Annotated in this window: 15 protein-coding genes; 4 read left to right on the top strand and 11 right to left on the bottom strand. The window is 71.9% G+C overall.

Annotated features, from left to right (window positions below; genetic code table 11):
* Positions 1 to 10: 10 nt before the first annotated feature.
* The 9 genes from murG to rsmH are packed head-to-tail and all read right to left on the bottom strand — an operon-like array spanning position 11 to position 11,686.
* Complete coding sequence (murG, locus tag BN1555_RS23780; RefSeq protein WP_093801276.1) at positions 11 to 1,105, bottom strand: undecaprenyldiphospho-muramoylpentapeptide beta-N-acetylglucosaminyltransferase; 1,095 nt, start codon at positions 1,103 to 1,105, stop codon at positions 11 to 13.
* 6 nt (positions 1,106 to 1,111) lie between these two features.
* A complete protein-coding gene (ftsW, locus tag BN1555_RS23775; protein ID WP_093801275.1) occupies positions 1,112 to 2,521 on the bottom strand; it encodes a putative lipid II flippase FtsW in 1,410 nt (469 codons plus the stop codon).
* 60 nt (positions 2,522 to 2,581) lie between these two features.
* Positions 2,582 to 4,000 (bottom strand): UDP-N-acetylmuramoyl-L-alanine--D-glutamate ligase, encoded by a 1,419-nt coding sequence (gene murD, locus BN1555_RS23770; RefSeq protein ID WP_093801274.1) that lies wholly within the window; start codon positions 3,998 to 4,000, stop codon positions 2,582 to 2,584.
* A complete protein-coding gene (mraY, locus tag BN1555_RS23765; RefSeq protein WP_093801273.1) occupies positions 3,997 to 5,067 on the bottom strand; it encodes a phospho-N-acetylmuramoyl-pentapeptide-transferase in 1,071 nt (356 codons plus the stop codon). The genes murD and mraY overlap by 4 nt, the downstream gene beginning before the upstream one ends.
* Positions 5,064 to 6,479 carry a UDP-N-acetylmuramoyl-tripeptide--D-alanyl-D-alanine ligase gene (murF, locus tag BN1555_RS23760; RefSeq protein WP_093801272.1) on the bottom strand — a complete coding sequence of 472 codons (1,416 nt, stop codon included), beginning with the start codon at positions 6,477 to 6,479 and terminating at the stop codon, positions 5,064 to 5,066. Before murF ends, mraY begins: the two co-directional genes overlap by 4 nt.
* Positions 6,476 to 8,176 (bottom strand): UDP-N-acetylmuramoyl-L-alanyl-D-glutamate--2,6-diaminopimelate ligase, encoded by a 1,701-nt coding sequence (locus BN1555_RS23755; RefSeq protein WP_093801271.1) that lies wholly within the window; start codon positions 8,174 to 8,176, stop codon positions 6,476 to 6,478. The genes murF and BN1555_RS23755 overlap by 4 nt, the downstream gene beginning before the upstream one ends.
* A 13-nt stretch (positions 8,177 to 8,189) precedes the next feature.
* Positions 8,190 to 10,163 (bottom strand): peptidoglycan D,D-transpeptidase FtsI family protein, encoded by a 1,974-nt coding sequence (locus tag BN1555_RS23750; protein ID WP_093801270.1) that lies wholly within the window; start codon positions 10,161 to 10,163, stop codon positions 8,190 to 8,192.
* A 42-nt stretch (positions 10,164 to 10,205) separates the two neighbouring features.
* Positions 10,206 to 10,733, bottom strand: coding sequence for a cell division protein FtsL (locus BN1555_RS23745; protein WP_093801269.1), 528 nt, complete (start codon positions 10,731 to 10,733; stop codon positions 10,206 to 10,208).
* Complete coding sequence (rsmH, locus tag BN1555_RS23740; protein WP_093801268.1) at positions 10,730 to 11,686, bottom strand: 16S rRNA (cytosine(1402)-N(4))-methyltransferase RsmH; 957 nt, start codon at positions 11,684 to 11,686, stop codon at positions 10,730 to 10,732. The genes BN1555_RS23745 and rsmH overlap by 4 nt, the downstream gene beginning before the upstream one ends.
* A 409-nt stretch (positions 11,687 to 12,095) precedes the next feature.
* On the opposite strand from rsmH, the gene BN1555_RS23735 reads away from it, so the two are divergent.
* From BN1555_RS23735 to BN1555_RS23720, 4 genes are all read left to right on the top strand, one after another.
* Positions 12,096 to 12,659, top strand: a complete 564-nt coding sequence (locus BN1555_RS23735; RefSeq protein ID WP_093801267.1) for a beta-class carbonic anhydrase — start codon at positions 12,096 to 12,098, stop codon at positions 12,657 to 12,659.
* A gap of 232 nt (positions 12,660 to 12,891) precedes the next feature.
* Positions 12,892 to 13,956 (top strand): AAA family ATPase, encoded by a 1,065-nt coding sequence (locus tag BN1555_RS23730; protein WP_093801266.1) that lies wholly within the window; start codon positions 12,892 to 12,894, stop codon positions 13,954 to 13,956.
* Entirely contained in the window at positions 13,956 to 15,413 is a 1,458-nt protein-coding gene (locus BN1555_RS23725) for a DUF58 domain-containing protein (protein ID WP_093801265.1), read from the top strand. Before BN1555_RS23730 ends, BN1555_RS23725 begins: the two co-directional genes overlap by 1 nt.
* A complete protein-coding gene (locus tag BN1555_RS23720) occupies positions 15,410 to 17,839 on the top strand; it encodes a transglutaminase TgpA family protein (protein WP_093801264.1) in 2,430 nt (809 codons plus the stop codon). Before BN1555_RS23725 ends, BN1555_RS23720 begins: the two co-directional genes overlap by 4 nt.
* Positions 17,840 to 17,978: 139 nt before the next feature.
* Here the strand turns inward: BN1555_RS23720 and BN1555_RS23715 are convergent, their stop codons facing one another.
* Positions 17,979 to 18,380 carry a DUF3040 domain-containing protein gene (locus BN1555_RS23715; protein ID WP_093801263.1) on the bottom strand — a complete coding sequence of 134 codons (402 nt, stop codon included), beginning with the start codon at positions 18,378 to 18,380 and terminating at the stop codon, positions 17,979 to 17,981.
* Positions 18,381 to 18,662: 282 nt separating this feature from the next.
* The gene (locus BN1555_RS23710; RefSeq protein ID WP_093801262.1) at positions 18,663 to 19,433 is read right to left on the bottom strand and encodes a methyltransferase; all 771 of its coding nucleotides are present in this window, start codon (positions 19,431 to 19,433) and stop codon (positions 18,663 to 18,665) included.
* Between the last annotated feature and the right edge of the window lie 54 nt (positions 19,434 to 19,487).

Raw genomic sequence — 19,487 nt, 5'->3', positions numbered from 1 at the left:
GGTGGGCCGTTCAGCCGGCCCTGCGTGCGGCGATCGCCTCGTACACCATGCCGACGAGCAGGTCGTCGGCGTCCCGGCGGCCGAACTCGGCGGCGGCGCGGGACATCTCGAAGAGCCGGTGCGGGTCCGCGAGGACCGGGAGCACCTGGTCCTGCACCCACTCCGGCGTCAGCTGCGCGTCGTCGACCAGCAGGCCGCCCCCGGCGTTGACCACCGGCTGGGCGTTGAGCCGCTGCTCACCGTTGCCGATGGGCAGCGGGACGTAGGCGGCCGGGAGCCCGACGGCGGAGAGTTCGGCGACGGTCATCGCGCCCGCGCGGCAGAGCATCATGTCGGCCGCGGCGTACGCGAGGTCCATCCGGTCCACGTACGGTACCGGGATGTAGGGCGGCATACCGGGCATGTTGTCCACGTGCGGCAGTTCGTTCTTGGGACCGACCGCGTGCAGGATCTGGATGCCGGAGCGCTGGAGCACCGGCGCGACCTGCTGGATGACCTCGTTGAGGCGGCGGGCGCCCTGCGAGCCGCCGGAGACCAGCAGCGTCGGCAGGTTGGGGTCGAGGCCGAAGGCGGCGCGCGCCTCCGGGCGGACCCGGGCCCGGTCGAGGGTGGCGATGGTGCGGCGCAGCGGAATGCCGATGTAGCGGGCGCCGCGCAGCTTGCTGTCGGGGGTGGAGACGGCCACGGCGTGCGCGTAGCGGGAGCCGATCTTGTTGGCCAGTCCCGGCCTGGCGTTGGCCTCGTGGACGATGATCGGCACGCCGAGGCGTTTGGCCGCGAGGTAGCCGGGCAGGGCGACGTAACCGCCGAACCCGACGACGCAGTCCGCCTTCGTACGCTCCAGGATCTGCTCGGCGGCCTTGATGGTGCCGCGCAGCCGCCCGGGGACGGTGATCAGTTCCGGGGTGGGTTTGCGGGGCAGTGGCACCGCGGGGATGAGCCCGAGTTCGTAGCCGCGCTCGGGTACGAGCCTGGTCTCAAGTCCGCGCTCCGTGCCGAGGGCTGTGATGCCCACGGCCGGGTCCTGCCTCCGCAGTGCGTCCGCGAGGGCAAGCGCGGGCTCGATGTGGCCGGCGGTCCCCCCACCGGCGAGTACGACATGCACCGAAATTCACCGCTCTCCGGACGGACGCTTCTTGACGCGCCGTCTCATCGTCTTCCATCTCACCCCGGCCCCTTTGCCAAGGACGGTCCTTCGCATGGCGAGGGCGGCCTTCGCAGCGGGATCCTCTCGCGCGAAGGCGATCAGCAACCCTACGGCGAACATGGTCGGCAGCAGAGAAGAGCCCCCGTAGGAGAACAGCGGGAGCGGGACACCGGCGATCGGCAGCAGGCCGAGCACCGCACCGATGTTGACCACGGCCTGGGCCGTGATCCAGGTGGTCACACCTCCCGCGGCGTACCTCACGAAGGGGTCCTCCGTGCGTCCGGCCACGCGGATACCCGCATAGCCTAGAGCCGCGAAGAGGGCGAGTACCGACAGCGTCCCCGCCAGACCCAGTTCCTCACCGGTGATGGCGAAGATGAAATCGGTGTGCGGCTCCGGGAGTTGACCCCATTTCTCCACACTTGCACCCAGTCCGGAACCGAACCATCCGCCCGAGGCGAGAGCATAGATTCCGTGCACCGCCTGCCAGCATTCGCCCTTGGGACCGAGGTCGGTCGCACCGGTGCAGGCGAGCCGCGACATCCGGTTGGCGTTGTTGCTGATGAGGATGGCCCCGACGCAGGCGGCGAAGGCGAGCACGCCGGCGAAGAGCCTGGTGGGCGCTCCCGCGAGCCAGAGCAGGCCGAAGAGGATCGCGGTGAGGAGGATCGCCGTGCCCATGTCGCCGCCGAGCATGATCAAACCGAGCAGCAGGAAGGCGACGGGCACGAGCGGCACCAGCATGTGCTTCCACTGGTTCAGCAGCCGCTTCTCCTGCTTGCGGGCGAGCAGGTCGGCCCCCCACAGGACGAGGGCCAGTTTCCCGAACTCGCTGGGCTGGAGCATGAACGGGCCGCCGAGCGAGATCCAGTTCTGGTTGCCGCCGATCGAGACTCCTATCCCGGGGATCTGGACCAGCACCATCAGGAAGACGGTCAGGGCCAGCAGGGGGTAGGAGAGCGCGCGGTGCAGTTTGACGGGCATCCGGGACGCGACGAGCAGGAGACCCGTGCCGATGACCGCGGCGAGGAACTGCTTGCGGAAGAAGTACGAGGCGGGCAGCGACAGTTCCAGCGCCTTGATTATCGACGCGGAGTAGACCATCACGAGGCCGAGCACGGTGATCAGTAGGACGCTGCCCAGGATGAGGTAGTACGCCGTGAGCGGCCGGTCCCAGGTGCGGCGCGCCCGCTCGTACAGGCGCCGCAGGCCGCTCCCGCGGGGCAGCCCGGACCGGAGGGTGACGCGGCGGCGTACGGCGGCCGGACGGCGGGCCGTGCGTTTCCCCGCCTTGCCCGGCGTTCGCGCCGCCGCGGTGCCCGTGTGCCCGCGCAAGGCGGTGCGGCCGCGCCGGGCGCTGTCGTCGGCCAACATCTCGGTGTCCCCTCCACTCGTGAGCTGCGCCGGCCGGTCCGTGGCGCGGGGACCGGCCCGCTAGTCGCGCTCCGGAGCCAACTCGCGTACGGCATCGGCGAATGCCTCGCCACGCTTGTTGTAGTTGGTGAACATGTCCATGGAGGCGCAGGCCGGGGCCATCAGGACCGTGTCCCCGGGCCGCGCGAGCCGCGCCGCTTCGCGGACCGCCGCCGGCATCGCCCCAGTGTCGGTCCGGTCGAGGTCGACCACCGGCACCTCGGGCGCGTGTCGCGCGAGGGCTTCACGGATCAGCGCGCGGTCGGCGCCGATGAGGACGGCACCGCGCAGCCGCTTCGCCGACTTCTGGACGAGTTCGTCGAAGGTGGCGCCCTTGGCGAGGCCGCCCGCGATCCACACGATGGGGTCGTACGCCGCGAGGGAGGCCTCGGCGGCGTGGGTGTTGGTGGCCTTGGAGTCGTCGACGTACGCGACACCGGCGACGTCCGCGACGTGCTCGATGCGGTGGGCGTCCGGGCGGAAGGCGCGCAGTCCGTCGCGTACGGCGGCGGGTTCGACGCCGTAGGCACGGGCCAGGGCCGCGGCCGCGAGGGCGTTGGCGATGTTGTGCGGGGCGGGCGGGTCGACGTCGGAGACGTCCGCGAGCTCCTGGGCGTTCTTCTGGCGGTTCGCGACGAAGGCGCGGTCGACCAGGATGCCGTCGACGACACCGAGCTGGGAGGGCGCGGGCGGGCCGAGGGTGAAGCCGATCGCGCGGCAGCCCTCCTCGACGTCGGCCTCGCGGACCAGGGCCTCGGTCGCGGGGTCCTGGACGTTGTAGACGCAGGCGACCTGGTTGCCCTCGTAGATCCGGCCCTTGTCGGCGGCGTACGCCTCCATGGAGCCGTGCCAGTCGAGGTGGTCGGGGGCGAGGTTCAGTACGGCCGCGGAGTGGGCGCGCAGCGAGGGCGCCCAGTGCAGCTGGTAGCTGGAGAGTTCGACGGCCAGGACGTCGTACTCCTCGTCGCCGAGGACGGTGTCGAGCAGCGAGACACCGATGTTGCCGACGGCGGCGGTCCGCAGGCCGGCGGCCTCCAGGATGGAGGCCAGCATGCGTACGGTCGTGGTCTTGCCGTTGGTGCCGGTGACCGCGAGCCAGGGAGCAGCATCCGGGCCCCGCAGGCGCCAGGCCAGTTCGACGTCGCCCCAGATCTCCACGCCCGCCTCGGCGGCGGCCAGGAAGAGCGGCTTGTCGGGCTTCCAGCCGGGCGCGGTGACGATCAGCTCGGTGCCCTCGGGGAGGGTCGCGCCGTCGCCGAGGCGGACGGTGACGCCGAGCGCTTCGAGTTCGGCGGCCTGGGCGCGGGAGCGGTCGTCGTCGCCGTCGTTGACGACGGTGACGTGGGCCCCGAGGCCCCGCAGCACACGTGCTGCGGGGATCCCGGAGACGCCGAGACCCGCGACGGTCACCCGCTTGCCGGTCCAGGTCGTGTCTGTCACTTGTCGGCCGCCCAGCCCGCGTAGAAGAGTCCGAGGCCGATGATCACGCACATGCCCTGGATGATCCAGAAGCGGACCACCACGAGGACTTCGGACCAGCCCTTGAGTTCGAAGTGATGCTGGAGCGGCGCCATCTTGAAGACGCGCTTGCCGGTCATCTTGAAGGAGCCGACCTGAATCACGACGGACATCGTGATCAGGACGAACAGGCCGCCGAGGAGCGCCATCAGGAACTCGGTGCGCGAGCAGATCGCCAGACCCGCGAGCGCGCCGCCGAGGGCGAGCGAACCGGTGTCGCCCATGAAGATCTTGGCGGGCGAGGTGTTCCACCACAGGAAGCCGAAGCAGGCACCCATGAGGGCCGCCGCGACGACCGCGAGGTCGAGTGGATCTCGTACTTCGAAGCAGGCTTCCGGGTTGGTCAGGCTCGGCGCGTCCGCGCAGGACTCCTGGAACTGCCACAGGCCGATGAAGGTGTACGCGCCGAAGACCATCACGGAGGCACCGGTGGCGAGGCCGTCGAGGCCGTCGGTGAGGTTCACACCGTTCGACATCGCCAGGATCATGAACAGCGCCCAGACCACGAACAGCACCGGGCCGATCGACCAGCCGAAGTCCTGGACGAAGGAGAGCTTGGTGGAGGCCGGGGCGTTGCCGCGCACGTCCTTGAACTGCAGGGCCAGGACGGCGAAGGCGATGCCGACGATCAGCTGGCCGGCCATCTTGGCCTTGGCCCGCAGACCCAGTGAGCGCTGCTTGACGATCTTGATGTAGTCGTCGAGGAAGCCGACCAGGCCCATGCCCGCCATGAGGAACAGCACCAGCAGACCGGAGGCGCTCGGCCTCTCGCCGGTGATCACCTTCGCCAGGGCGTACGCGATGAGCGTGGCCAGGATGAAGGCGATGCCGCCCATGGTGGGCGTGCCGCGCTTGCCGTGGTGGCCGCGCGGACCGTCGTCCCGGATGAACTGCCCGTATCCCTTGCGGGCCAGCAGTTTGATGAGCAGCGGGGTGCCGATCAGGGTCAGGAAGAGCCCGATGACTCCCGCGAAGAGGATCTGCCTCATCGGCCGGTGACCTCGCCCTCGGTGCGGTGGTCGAGGAGCGCCTGGGCGACCCGCTCGAGACCGACCGACCTGGAAGCCTTCACCAGCACGACGTCTCCCGGACGCAGTTCACTGCGCAACAGGTCGACCGCCGCTTGCGCGTCGGACACGTGCACCGACTCCTCACCCCACGAACCCTCGTTGTAAGCGCCCAGCTGCAGCCAGGACGCTTCCCTGCCCCCGACTGCCACGAGCTTGCTGACGTTGAGCCGGACGGCGAGCCGTCCGACCGCGTCGTGCTCGGCGAGCGAATCGTCACCCAGTTCGGCCATCTGGCCGAGCACCGCCCACGTACGACGCCCCTGGCCCATGGCCGCGAGCGCGCGCAGGGCGGCTCGCATGGATTCGGGGTTCGCGTTGTAGGCGTCGTTGACGACTGTCACGCCGTCAGGACGCTCGGTGACCTCCATGCGCCAGCGGGACAGCGTGCCCGCCTCGGAGAGCGCGGTGGCGATCTCGTCGACGGACATGCCCAGCTCATGGGCGACGGCGGCCGCGGCGAGCGCGTTCGACACGTGGTGCTCACCGTACAGCCGCATGGTCACGTCACTGCACCCGGTGGGTGTGCGAAGGACGAAGGAGGGCCGGCCATTCTCCATGAGCCGGACATTCTCGGCACGTACGTCCGCGTCGGCGGCCTCGCCGAAGAGCACCACCCGGGCCTTCGTACGGGACGTCATGGCCCGTACGAGCTGGTCGTCGGCGTTGAGGACGGCCACGCCGCCCTCCTCCGCCGGCGGCAGCGCCTCGACCATTTCGCCCTTGGCCTCGGCGATCTGCTCGCGTCCGCCGAACTCGCCGATGTGGGCGGTCCCGACGTTCAGCACGAGGCCGATGCGCGGCGGGGTCAGACCGGTGAGGTACCGGATGTGGCCGATGCCGCGCGCGCCCATTTCGAGGACCAGGTGTTCGGTCTCCTCGGTGGCGCGCAGCGCGGTGAGCGGCAGACCGATCTCGTTGTTGAGGGAGCCGGGCGTCCAGACCGTGGGGGCCTTGTGCTCCAGCAGCTGGGCGATCAGGTCCTTGGTGGAGGTCTTGCCGGCCGAGCCGGTGAGCGCGACGACCTTCGTGCCGAGCCGTTCGACGACGGCGCGCGCCAGGGCGCCCAGCGCCTCGGTGACGTCGTCCACGACGATGGCGGGTACGCCGACGGGGCGGGTCGCCAGTACGGCTGCCGCTCCCGCGTCGACGGCGCGCGCGGCGAAGTCGTGGCCGTCGACGCGCTCGCCCGCGAAGGCGGCGAAGAGGCTGCCGGGCCGGACCTCGCGGGAGTCGATGACGACGGGGCCGGTCACCCGCAGGGCACTGTCCGGTATGTCGTGCGACTGCCCGCCGACGATCCCGGCGATCTCGGCGAGGGAGAGGGCAATCAACGGGCCACCTCGCCGTCGTGGGTCGGTGCGGCGCTCAGGATCGCGGTGCGGAGCACCTGGCGGTCGTCGAAGGGGCGTACCACTCCGGCGATGTCCTGGCCCTGCTCGTGGCCCTTGCCCGCGACGAGCACGGTGTCGCCGGGCTTGGCGCGGGCGACCGCCGCGGCGATGGCCGAGGCACGGTCGGCGTCGACCAGGACGTCGCCGCGCTCGTGCGCGGGTACCTCGGCCGCGCCCGCGAGCATCGCGGCGAGGATCGCGAGGGGGTCCTCGGAGCGCGGGTTGTCGGAGGTCAGTACGGCGGTGTCGGCGAGGCGGGCGGCGGCGGCGCCCATCGAGGGCCGCTTCTGCTTGTCGCGGTCGCCACCGCAGCCGAGCACGATGTGCAGTTCGCCCTCGGTGACCTTGCGCAGCGCGCGCAGGACCGATTCGACGGCGTCCGTCTTGTGGGCGTAGTCGACGACGGCGAGGTAGGGCTGGCCCTCGTCCACGCGCTCCAGGCGGCCCGGGACGCCGGGGACGGCGGCGATGCCGTCGGCGGCGGTCTGCGGGTCCACGCCGGCCACGGCGAGCGTGACGATCGCGGCGAGCGTGTTGGCGACGTTGAAGGGACCCGCCAGCGGGGCTTTCGCGGCGATGCGCTCGCCCTTGGGGCCGACCGCCGTGAACGTACTGGTGAACGGGCCGACCTCGACGCCTTCGGCGCGCCAGTCGGCGTCCGGGTGGCCCTCGGCGGAGAAGGAGGTGACCGGGACGCCGGACTCGGTGATGAGCCTGCGCCCGTACTCGTCGTCGAAGTTGACGACGCCCACCCTGCTGCGCTCCTGGGTGAAGAGACGCGCCTTCGCCTGGAAGTAGTCCTCCATGTCGGAGTGGAATTCCATGTGCTCGGGGCTCAGGTTGTTGAAGACCGCGACGTCGAAGACGCAGCCGTCGACCCGGCCGAGCACCAGCGCGTGGCTGGAGACCTCCATGGCGACCGCCTCGACGCCACGTTCGCGCATGACGGCGAACAGGGCCTGGAGGTCGGTGGCCTCGGGGGTGGTCCGCTCGGACTTGATGCGCTCGTCGCCGATGCGCATCTCGACCGTGCCGATGAGGCCGGTCAGCCTCCCGGCCGCCCGCAGACCGCCCTCGACGAGGTACGCCGTGGTGGTCTTGCCGGACGTGCCGGTGATACCGAGCTGGAGCAGGGCGTCGCCGGGGTGGCCGTAGATCTCGGTGGCGAGCTCGCCCATCCGGCTGCGCGGGTCGTCGACGACCAGGGCCGGCAGGCCGGCCTCGGCCGCGCGCGCGGCGCCCGCCGGGTCGGTGAGGATCGCGGCCGCGCCGAGACCCGCCGCCTGCGCGGCGAAGTCGGCGCCGTGCAGGCGCGCCCCCGGGAGGGCGGCGTACAGGTCGCCGGGCCTCACCGCACGGGAGTCGTGCGTGATGCCGGTGACCTCGACGGCGCTCTCGACGGCTCGGGCCTCGGTACCCAGCCGCTCGGCCAGCTCCCCGAGGGGTGTCGGGCGGACCTGGACCGGCCGGGGCGCTCCGGGATACGTCACCGGGGCGTCCTTCTGGGTGGTTTGGGACTGATCAGCGTGTGGCACGGCGGTGAGCGTACCGGGCGTACCCGGCCCCTCGCGAAACGAGGGGTGCCGACGCGGAGCGGGGTCTTCTTGGTTCCCGGGGTACGGGGTGATCGTTGTCACTGATGGTCCTGAGTCACTCGCCGGGTGTGAAGGACACCGGCAGCCGGGCGGGCTCGCTGCCGGTCGGTGCGACCTGGAGGGTCTTGAGTGCGAACTCCATGACCTGCTTGTAGACGGGGCCGCAGATCTGGCCGCCGAAGTAGCTGCCTCTGGTGGGGTTCTGGATGGCGCAGTACACGGTGACCCGCGGCTTGTCCGCGGGGGCGAAACCGGCGAAGGACGCGGTGTAGCCCTTGTAGCGTCCGGTGGCCGGATCCACCCGGTTGGAGGTTCCGGTCTTGCCGCCGACGCGGTAGCCGGGGATGCGGGCCCTGGTCCCCGTACCCTCCTCGTCGTCGACGACCGACTCCAGCATGGTGGCCAGGGTCCTGGCGGTCCTCTCGCTCACCACCCGGTTCTTCTTGGGCTCGGGGGCGGGCGTGAAGCGGCCGTCGGGCCCCTTGGTGCCGCGGACCAGGGTTGGCTGGATCCGTACGCCGCCGTTGGCGATCGTCGAGTAGACGGAGGCCGCCTGCATGGCGTTGAGCGAGAGGCCCTGGCCGAAGGGGATCGTGTACTGCTGCGAGGTGCTCCAGTCGCCGGGGGCCGCGAGGATGCCCGCGGTCTCGCCGGGGTAGTGGAGCCCGCTGGGACGGCCGAGGCCGAACTTGCGCAGGTAGGAGTAGAGGACCTGGTTGGCCTGCGCCCGGGTCTTGCCGAGCTGTTCGGTCGCCAGGATCGTGCCGATGTTGCTGGACTTGGCGAGCACACCGTTGAGCGTCAGGTACCAGGTGGGGTGGTCGATGTCGTCCTTGAACAGGCGGTCGCCGCGGTGCAGCCGGTTGGGTACGACGACATGGGTGCCGGGCACCGCCGCGTTCTCCTCCAGCACCGCGGCCATGGACATGACCTTGGCGGTGGAGCCCGGTTCGTACGCGTCCTGGAGGGCGGCGTTGCCCATGGCGGCCGCGTCGGCCTGCGAGAGGTCGTTGGGGTCGAAGCCCGGGGCGTTGGCCATGGCGAGGACCTCGCCGGTGCGGGTGTCCTGGACTATCACGTAGCCGCGGTCCGCCCCGGACTTCTCCACCTGCTCGGCGATGGCGTCCTGGGCGGCCCACTGGATGTCGCGGTCGATGGTCAGCTCGATGTCGGAGCCGGGGACGGCGGGGACCTCCCGGGCGCCGACCGTGGGAACCCTGCGGCCGCCGGACTGGGCGTACTTGATCTCGCCCTCCTTGCCCGCGAGTTCCTCGTCCAGCTGGGTCTCCAGACCGCCCGCGCCCTTGCCCTCGGCGTTGACGTAACCGAGTACCCCGGCGGCGAGGTCGCCATTGGGGTAGACGCGCTTGCTGCTGGCCTCCTGGAAGACACCGGCGAGCACGTCGACGCCCTTGCCGCCCCTGGCCCTGTCCGCACTGGCCTTCTTGGCGAAGACGCTCTTGAGGTCCTTGATCTGCTTCCAGATCTGCGGGGTCTGGCGGCGGGCCAGGACGGCGTACCTGCTCTTGGGCGTCCTGAGCTTCTTCGTCAGTTCGGCCGCGTCCTTGCGCAGGATCGGCGCGAGGATCTCCGCGGCCCGCTCGGGCGTGTCCGGAGCCTTGGTGAACTTGGCGGTGAACATCGACGGGTCGGCCGTGATGTCGTGCGCGTCGACGCTGGTGGCCAGGGCGATGCCGCTGCGGTCGGTGATCTTGCCGCGCTCGGCGGCCAGGGTCGAGGTGAAGTACCGGTTCTCCTCGGCCTTGGCGGCGTACGCGCTCGCGTCCACGGCCTGGACCTGGAGCAGCCGTACGACGAAGGCCAGCATGACCAGGGTCAGTCCGACGCCGACCAGCCGCAGCCGGGGCCTGGGGCTGCCGAGCTGCAACGAGCGGGCGGCCCTGGGCGCGGGACGCGGCCGCCCCACCGGGGGGCGCGTCCTGGGCCGCGCTGCGGGCCTCGGGCGCCCGCCGCTGTGCGGTCGCCCGGGGCCGGGCACGCGACGGCGCGGTGGTTCCTGGGGGGGCACTGCGTCACCTGCCGGGGGTCGTGGTCGGCTTCGCGGACGGGCTCACGGGACGGGAACGGCGGCGGGAGGAACGGCGGCCGCGGAGGGCGCGGGCGGCGCCGGTACCTGCGGGGAGAAGGCCGCCAGGGGCGGGCCGGGATCGGGCGGGCTCAGCGGCACGGGACCGGGCAGGCTCAGCGGCACGGGACCGGCGGCGGTCTCGGCGGCCGCTCTGGACGGTACGCCCCGGACCGTACCGTCGGGGCCGAGGAAGGCGGGGCTGCCGCCGGGCACCATGCCGAGTTCGCGCGCCCTGCGCTCCAGCGCGCCGAGCGCGGACCGGTCGTCCACGTCCTGCTGGAGCGCCTGCTCCTCGTCGGTCAGCTCGGTGGTCCGCTTCTTGAGTTCACTCAGCTCGAACGAGCCCTGGTTGAGCGAGGAATTCAGCAGCAGGAGGGTGATGAGGCCGCCGCCGAGCAGCAGCACGACCAGCAGCACGAAGGGGGTCCTGGCCGCCTGGGCCGGACCCGAGGGCATCAGCCGCGACAACCGCGCGGCCCGCCCCTTCAGCTGCTTGGCCGGTTCGGTCACAGCACGTCCTCCCGGATGCGCTGCGCCCCGCGCAGCCGGGCCGGGGCGGCGCGGCGGTTCTCCGCGACCTCTTCGTCCGTCGGCAGTTCCGCGCCGCGCGTCAGCAGCTTCAGCCGCGGCTGGTACTGCTCCGGCACGACGGGCAGACCGGGGGGCGCGGTGTTGGCGGCTCCGGCCGCGAAGACCTGCTTGACCAGGCGGTCTTCCAGCGAGTGGTACGAGAGGACCGCGATCCGGCCGTCCACGGCGAGCGACTTCACCGCCGCCGGGATGGCCCGCTCCAGCACGCTGAGCTCACCGTTGACCTCGATGCGCAGCGCCTGGAAGGTGCGCTTGGCGGGATTGCCGCCGGTGCGCTTGGCCGCCTGCGGCAGGGCGTCGCGGATCAGTTCGACGAGCCGGCCGCTGTTGCTGAACGGCTCCTTCTCGCGCTCGCGCACGATCGCCGAGACGATCCGCTTGGCCTGCTTCTCCTCGCCGTACTGGCGCAGGATCCGCACCAGCTCGCCCGGCGGGTAGGTGTTGAGGACCTCGGCCGCGCTGACGCCCGTCGTCTGGTCCATGCGCATGTCGAGCGGGGCGTCGTGGGCGTACGCGAAACCGCGCTCCCGCTCGTCGAGCTGCATCGACGAGACGCCGAGGTCGAAGAGGACGCCCTGGACGCGCGGGACGGAGAGGCGTTCCAGGACCTCGGGCAGCTCGTCGTAGACGGCGTGCACCAGGGTGGTCCGGTCGCCGAACGGGGCGAGCCGCTCGGCGGAGAGCCGCAGCGCCTCCTTGTCCCGGTCGAGCGCGACGAGCCGCGCCGAGGGGAAGGCGGTGAGCAGGGCCTCGCTGTGTCCGCCGAGGCCGAGGGTGCAGTCGACGACCACCGCTCCCGGCTCGCCGAGGGCCGGGGCCAACAGGTCCAGGCATCGCTGGAGCATCACCGGGACGTGTCGGGTCTGGCTCATGCGCCCTCTCAGGTACCGGCGCGGTCGTGTACGTACGGCCTGGCCCCCACCCGCTCAGAAGGGGAAACGGCCTGCCGCCGCCGGGGAAGGGGCGTCGGCCGACCGGCGAGCGGGAGGAGGCCGGGCCGTACGTACGCCGCGCACGCGGGAGAAATTCGGAATGTGCGGTATGTGTCGGTAAGGCAGTAAGGGCACATCACGCCACCCACTTCGCGTCACTTTAGTCCACCCGTCCTCCCGGTCAATCAACGGGCCAGCGCGCCGCACGGCCTGGTTTTCACCCGCACGGAGGACGTCCACCGACGCTCACGGATCATCCTTGTGGGTTACCTCACAACAATCCTTGTTGGCGTTCTTTGTCCCTTCTCACAGCGAGCCCGAGCCGCGCGTTCCCATTAACGTCTACGGCATGTCGACTTCTGCGCACCTTCCCGCCGATCCCGCCGTCGCGACGCCCTCCGCGGCACGTACCGGAGGCACGGTCACCGACCGCCTCGTCGAAGCGAACCAGCAGTACGCAGCGGACTTCCGCGACCCGGGGATGGACGCGCGGCCCGTGCTGCGCGTCGCCGTGGTCGCCTGCATGGACGCACGCCTGGACCTGCACAGCGCGCTCGGCCTCGAACTGGGCGACTGCCACACCATCCGCAACGCGGGCGGCGTGGTCACCGACGACGTCATCAGGTCCCTGACCATCAGCCAGCGCGCGCTCGGCACCCGCAGCGTCATACTCGTCCACCACACCGGCTGCGGCCTGGAGACCCTCACCGAGGAGTTCAGGCACGAGCTGGAGGCCGAGGTCGGGCAGCGCCCGCCGTGGGCCGTGGAGTCCTTCCGGGACGTCGACCAGGACGTACGCCAGTCGATGCAGCGCGTGCGGACCTCGCCGTTCCTGCCGCACACCGACGACGTGCGCGGCTTCGTCTTCGATGTGTCCACCGGCCTGCTGCGGGAGATCGCCCCGGTGAAGTAGCGCGGCCGAGCGGACGAAAACCCGACAACCCTCGACATACCACCCTCAGTTATCCACAGCCGAGTGACACGAAGCGGTAACGGCAACAACAATGCGGGTGTGACATCGCGCCGGATCCGTCCGCGCGTGAGGTCCGTGTTTCGGGGTGGGCCGTTCCGTCGTCGTGGCGCCGGCCCTTGATGGTGTATCCCCTGCTCGTCAAGAGCTCGGGGAAGGGGCCGAGGAGGGCCGGGTGACGACCTATGACGATCGAGCGAGCCTCACAGATCTGACCACCACAGCGGAGCGCATCCGCAGGTCGGTGGAGGGTGTGATCGAGGGCAAGCCGGAGGTCGTACGGCTTTCTCTGACCGTGCTCCTCGCCGAGGGGCATCTGCTCATCGAAGACGTGCCGGGCGTGGGCAAGACGATGCTCGCCAAGGCGCTCGCCAGATCCGTCGACTGCTCGGTACGGCGGATCCAGTTCACGCCGGACCTGCTGCCTTCGGACATCACCGGTGTGAGCATCTACGACCAGCAGCGGCGCGACTTCGAATTCAAACCGGGCGCGATCTTCGCCCAGGTCGTGATCGGTGACGAGATCAATCGCGCCTCGCCGAAGACCCAGTCCGCGCTGCTGGAGTCGATGGAGGAGCGCCAGGTCACCATCGACGGGCAGACGTACGAACTGCCCACGCCCTTCATGGTGGTCGCCACGCAGAACCCGGTGGAGATGGAGGGCACGTACCCGCTGCCCGAGGCCCAGCGCGACCGCTTCATGGCGCGGGTCTCCATCGGCTACCCGAGCGCCGAGGCCGAGCTCCGGATGCTGGACGTGCACGGCGCGGCCTCACCGCTCGACGACCTCCAGCCGGTGGCGCACGCCCACGAGATCCTGAAGCTGATCGACGCGGTCCGCACGGTGCACGTGGCCGACGCGGTGCGGCGGTACGCCGTGGAGCTGGTCGCGGCCACCCGCAGCCACCCCGACCTGCGGCTCGGCGCCTCGCCCCGCGCCACGCTGCACCTGCTGCGCGCCGCCAAGGCGTCCGCCGCGCTGAGTGGGCGCGACTACGCGCTGCCCGACGACGTACAGGCACTCGCGGTGGCGGTGCTCTCGCACCGGCTGCTGCCGACGGCCCAGGCCCAGCTGAACCGGCGTACCTCCGAGCAGGTCGTACTGGAGATCCTCCAGCGCACCGCCGTACCGACGGCCGCGGCGCCCGACGGTGGCTACGCCACGGGGCGGGCGGCGGCGACGCCGCCTTCCGGTGCTCCGCTGTACGGCCACCAGCAGCCCGGCGTACGGCGACTGTGATGGCGGCCGGGGGGCCCGCCGCGCCGGTCGCTGCCACCGTGCCCGCCGGGGCGGACGGGGTCGGCGGCAGCGACGACGAGGGCGGGAAGGGCGGCCTGCGGGCCGCGCTCTCGGGACTGACCACGCGCGGCCGGTCGTTCCTGGCGGCGGGCGTGGCCGCCGCGGTGTGCGCGTACGTCCTGGGCCAGGCGGACCTGCTGCGGGTCGGGCTGCTGCTCACCGTGCTGCCGCTGGTCTGCGTGGCCGTGCTGTACCGCACGCGCTACCGGGTCGCGGGCAGCAGGCGGCTGACACCGTCGCGCGCGGCGACGGGCTCGGAGGCGCGCGTGCACCTGCGACTGGACAACGTCTCCCGGCTGCCCACCGGTCTGCTGATGCTCCAGGACCGGGTGCCGTACGTCCTGGGGCCGCGGCCGCGGTTCATCCTCGACCGGGTGGAGGCGGGCGGCCGGCGCGAGGTGTCCTACCGGGTCCGCTCGGACCTGCGCGGGCGCTACCCGCTGGGCCCGCTCCAGCTGCGGCTGACGGACCCCTTCGGCATGTGCGAGCTGACCCGCTCGTTCAGCGCGTACGACACCCTGACCGTGATTCCGCGCGTCGAGGCGCTGCCCGCCGTGCGGCTGACCGGCGAGGCGCCGGGATACGGCGACGGGCGCAACCGTTCGCTCGCGCTGGCCGGCGAGGACGACGTCATCCCGCGCGGCTACCGGCACGGTGACGACCTGCGCCGCGTGCACTGGCGCTCCACCGCGCGCTACGGCGAGCTGATGGTGCGCCGCGAGGAGCAGCCGCAGCGCGCCGGGTGCACGGTGCTCCTGGACACCCGGCGGGCCGCGTACCAGGGGGCCGGGCCGGACTCGGCCTTCGAGTGGGCGGTGTCGGGGGCCGCTTCCGCCCTGGTGCACATGCTCGAACGGGGCTATTCGGTGAGGTTGTTGACCGACACCGGGAATTCGGTGCCCGGTGAAGGGGCCGGCGGTTTCGCCGGGGCCACCCAGGAGACGGCCGATTCCGCCGGGCTGATGATGGACACGCTCGCCGTCGTCGAGCACTCGGACGGCACGGGACTCTCCGCGGCGTACGACGCGCTGCGCGGTGGGAACGAAGGTCTCCTGGTCGCCTTCTTCGGTGACCTGGACGAGGACCAGGCGGCCGTGGTGGCGCGCATGCGCCCGCGCAGCGGGGCCGCCGTCGCCTTCGTACTGGACAGCGGGGCCTGGACGCGGGGGAAGGGCCCGGTCCAGGGCCGGGCGGCGGACGCCGCGGGCCTCATGGCACGCGTACCGGCCGCCGCCGAGGAGCGGGTCAGGTCGCTGCGCGAGGCGGGGTGGACGGTGCTGACCGTGCCCCCCGGCATGCTCCTCGCAGACCTGTGGCGGATGGCCGAACGACAGCGCACCGGTACGGGGGGCTCTCCCGCCGGCGGGGCGGCAGGTACGAGTGGGGGCTGGTCATGAGCGGTCGCGGACGGATGGCGCTGTGCGCCACGGCGGCCACCCTGATGACGGCGGGCGCGCTGCTGCCGTTGATCAACAAAACGTCCTGGTTCCTGACGGCGGCCGTCGCGGTGGTGATCCAGGCGGGGGTGGGCGCGCTCGCCCGGCGGGTGCCGCTGGCCCGGCCGCTGACCGTGACCGTCCAGGCGTTCGTGGCGCTGGTGATGCTCACCGTGGTGTTCGCCATGGACTCGGCGATCGGCGGAGTACTGCCGGGACCCGAGGCGTTCCAGGAGTTCGCACGGCTGCTGACGGCCGGCGTCGAGGACGTCGGTCGGTACGCCATCCCGGCGCCCGCGACCGAAGGCATCAGACTGATGCTGATCGGCGGTGTCCTGCTGATCGCTCTGGCCGTGGACGCGCTGGCGGTGACGTTCCGCAGCGCGGCCCCGGCCGGGCTGCCGCTGCTGGCGCTCTACTCGGTGGCCGCCGGGCTCTCACCAGGTGGCGCGAGCTGGCTGTGGTTCGTGCTGGCGGCCTCCGGCTACCTGCTGCTCCTGCTGGCCGAGGGACGGGACCGGCTCTCCCAGTGGGGCCGCGTCTTCGGCGGTGCGCCGCGCACCGGGGGACGCACGGCAGCCGCCGGATTCGAGACGGCGGGCGGTTCTGCGCCGGTGCCGGTCCGTACGGGCCGGCGCATCGGCGCGGTGGCGCTGGGCATCGCCCTGGTCGTCCCCGCGTCCCTGCCCGCCCTGGACGGCGGGCTGCTGGGCGGCGCGGGCGGCGGGAGCGGCGGCGGTTCCGGCGGCGGGACCATTTCGGCGGTCAACCCGCTGGTCTCGCTCCAGAACAGCCTGAACCAGCCCGAGGACCGCGAGGTGCTGCGGTACCGCACGAACACGCAGGACACCGAGCACTTCTATCTGCGGATCGTCGCGCTGGACCAGTTCGACGGATCCGCCTGGAAGTCGGCGGAACGCAGGATCGACGACGTACCGGACCGGCTGCCCCGCCCGCAGGGGCTCAGCACCGACGTCCGTACGACCGAGATCAACTCCACCGTCTCGGCGGCCGGCTGGTACTCCCAGAGCTATCTGCCGCTCCCCTACCCGGCGACGCAGGTGGGCATCGACGGCCGCTGGCGTTACGAGCCGTCCGGGCGCACGCTCGTGGGCGACCGCGGCCAGACCACCCGCGGCGTGCGCTACACGGTCAGCAGCCTGACAGTGCGGCCGACCCGCGAGCAGCTGGCCGCGGCCACCACGCCGCCGGCCGGTCTGCTGCGCGAGTACACCGAGGTTCCCGAGGCGCTGCCCCAGGTGGTGAGGTCGACCGCGCTCGACGTGACGAAGGGCGCCTCGAACGACTACGAGCGGGCGGTCAGGCTCCAGGACTGGTTCGCCTCCGACGGCGGCTTCAGGTACGACACACAGGTGCAGTCGGGCAGCGGTACGGCGGCGATCGTCCGTTTCCTCCGGGACAAGGAGGGCTTCTGCGTCCACTTCTCGTTCTCGATGGCCGCCATGGCCAGGACGCTCGGCATCCCGGCGCGGGTGGCGGTGGGCTTCACGCCCGGCACCGCGCAGTCCGACGGCACCATGTCGGTCGGTCTGCGTGACGCGCACGCCTGGCCGGAACTGTACTTCGAGGGCGTGGGGTGGACGCGGTTCGAACCGACGCCGTCCCGGGGCTCAGTGCCGGAGTACACCCGTCAGGACACCCCGTCCGGCTCCGCGTCCGACCCCGCGCAGGCACAGCCGAGCACCTCGGCCGCGCCTTCGGCGGCGCCCAGCGTCACCGACAGCTGCCCTCCGCAGATGCGGAAGCTGGGCGAGTGCGGCGGGGTCGCGCAGCAGGGCGGAGCGGGCCCCACGGACACGGGGATTCCCGTCGGCCGGCTGGTCCTGCTGGCGCTGGCCGTGGTGCTCGTGGTGCTGCTGCCTCTGTTGCCGTTGCTGTGGCGGAGCCAGGTGCGTGCGCGGCGGCTGGGTTCCGTGGGACGCACGCCCGAGGACGTGGCCGCCCGTACGCTGTCCGGCTGGCGCGAGATCACCGATTCGGCGTGGGACTACGGCGTCGCGCCCGACGATTCGCAGACGCCGCGCAAGGCCGCCGCGCGGATCGTGCGCCTCGGCGGGCTCGACGGTGCGTCGGCCGATGCGGTGCACCGGGCGGCGGGCGCGGTGGAGCAGGTGCTCTACGCCCCGCGGCCTGCTGTCCCGGGCAACCTCACCGAGGAGGCCCGGCAGGTACGGGCGGGCCTGCGGGGCGCGGCGGGACGTGGGGCACGCCTGCGGGCTGTTCTCGCACCGCGCTCGGCTGTCCGGGTGGTCTGGGCGGTGTCGGCACGCTGGGCCGGCGTGAGGAGCCGATGGGGCGCGAGCCGCTGGACCGTGGAACGGTGGGCGGGCGCCCTGCGGCGCCGCCCGTCCCGGCAGCGCGGCTGACGGGCCGTACAGGCCTGGATACGAGTGAGGGGTGACCGCCCGGAGGCGGTCACCCCTCACTCGTACAGCAAGTGTCGGATGCGGTCGGTGAGAATCGGACGCGGCCGGTGTGAGCGCGGCCGGCGCTCGGAGACCTGTCTCAGTGTCCTTGGCCTTCTTCGCGGCGGCGCTGCCACCGCTGCTCGATGCGGTCCATGACCGACCGTCGCTGCCGGGGCCGACTGCGAGCGGCCGGACCGGTACCGGCGGGAGCAGGTTGCTCCCCCGGTTTAGGGGCCTTGCGCCAGCCGGTAACCGCGAGCACCGCGCAGCCGAGCATCACAAGGAAGCCCACCACGCTGACCCAGATCTGCTGTGCGACCATTCCGGCCATGAGGAGCGCGATACCCACCAGAAAGCCTGCGACTGCCTGGTAGACCCGTCGCCGGGTGTACGTACGCAGCCCGCTTCCCTCAAGCGCTGTCGCGAACTTGGGATCTTCGGCGTACAGCGCTCGCTCCATCTGCTCGAGCATTCGCTGCTCGTGCTCCGAGAGCGGCACGGGAGTCCTCCTACTCGTCGGTCGCGGGGGGCGACCGTTTGCGGCCCTTTCAGAATAGGCAGGGAATCGCCCCCGTGAAACCCGCCCTCTACGCCAATTCACAATCCGGGCCGCCACGCCGTCTCAGTCGCCTGAGGAGTACATTCCCCATTGGCTGATCCGCCATGCGCACGGTGTGCTCCGATCATACGGGGCGAGGCGGCCGATCGGGGGGCCTGTGGCGGACTCCATGTGCCACTGCGTTGCTGATCAGCCGCTTTTCGCGCCGCGCAGAACGGTTCCTCAGCCGTCGCCTGGCTCCTGCTTCTGCCCCAGGACGTGCAGCTGGCTCGCGACGGAGTGGAAGGCGGGCAGCTCGGCGGCCGCGGCCTCCAGCTTGAGCAGGGCGTCCAGGGCGCCGGGCTCGGTGTCCACCAGGGCACCGGGTACGAGGTCGGCGAAGACCCGTACGCCGTGGACGGCACCGACCTCGACACCGGCCGCGCCGACCAGCCCGGTGAGCTGCTCCGCGGTGAAGCGCCGGGGCACGGGATCGCCCTCGCCCCAGCGGCCCGCCGGGTCGGCGAGGGCCTGCCTGGCCTCGGTGAAGTGACCGGCCAGGGCCCGGGCCAGAACGGCGCCGCCGAGACCGGCGGCGAGCAGGCTGAGGATGCCGCAGGGGCGGAGCGCGTCGACGGCGTTGCGCACGCCCTCGGCCGGGTCGTCGACGTATTCCAGGACGCCGTGGCACAGGACCACGTCGTGGCCGCCGCGGTCGACGACGTCGAAGAGGCCGTGGATGTCGCCCTGCACGCCGCGCACGCGGTCGGCGACGCCGGCCTCCGCGGCCCGGCGCTCCAGCGCGAACAGCGCGTTGGGGCTGGGGTCGACGACGGTGACGCGGTGGCCGAGGCGGGCGACGGGCACCGCGAAGTTGCCCGTGCCGCCGCCGGTGTCGAGAACGTCCAGGGCGTCGCTCCCGGTCGCCTTGACCTTGTGGTCGAGAGCGTCCCTGAGGACCTCCCAGACCACGGCGGTACGGAGGGAGGCGCGGGGGCGCATCGGGTCCGACACGGCAGTTGACTCCTCGGCGCGGTGCCGCCGCGGGCGGCGGGGCGGTGAACGGTG

This window comes from Streptomyces sp. Wb2n-11 (assembly GCF_001049855.1).
Taxonomy (GTDB): Bacteria; Actinomycetota; Actinomycetes; order Streptomycetales; family Streptomycetaceae; genus Streptomyces; species Streptomyces altiplanensis.
The sequence above is the reverse complement of the archived record's forward strand: the minus strand, read 5'-3'. Positions and strand labels throughout refer to the sequence as shown.

Bases quoted from the DNA above. Each gene is read 5' to 3' on its own strand.
- BN1555_RS23720 (WP_093801264.1), top strand. From the start codon at position 15,410: ATGAGCGGTCGCGGACGGATGGCGCTGTGCGCCACGGCGGCCACCCTG.
- BN1555_RS23725 (WP_093801265.1), top strand. From the start codon at position 13,956: ATGGCGGCCGGGGGGCCCGCCGCGCCGGTCGCTGCCACCGTGCCCGCC.
- mraY (WP_093801273.1), bottom strand. From the start codon at position 5,067: ATGAGGCAGATCCTCTTCGCGGGAGTCATCGGGCTCTTCCTGACCCTG.
- rsmH (WP_093801268.1), bottom strand. From the start codon at position 11,686: ATGAGCCAGACCCGACACGTCCCGGTGATGCTCCAGCGATGCCTGGAC.
- BN1555_RS23735 (WP_093801267.1), top strand. From the start codon at position 12,096: ATGTCGACTTCTGCGCACCTTCCCGCCGATCCCGCCGTCGCGACGCCC.
- ftsW (WP_093801275.1), bottom strand. From the start codon at position 2,521: ATGTTGGCCGACGACAGCGCCCGGCGCGGCCGCACCGCCTTGCGCGGG.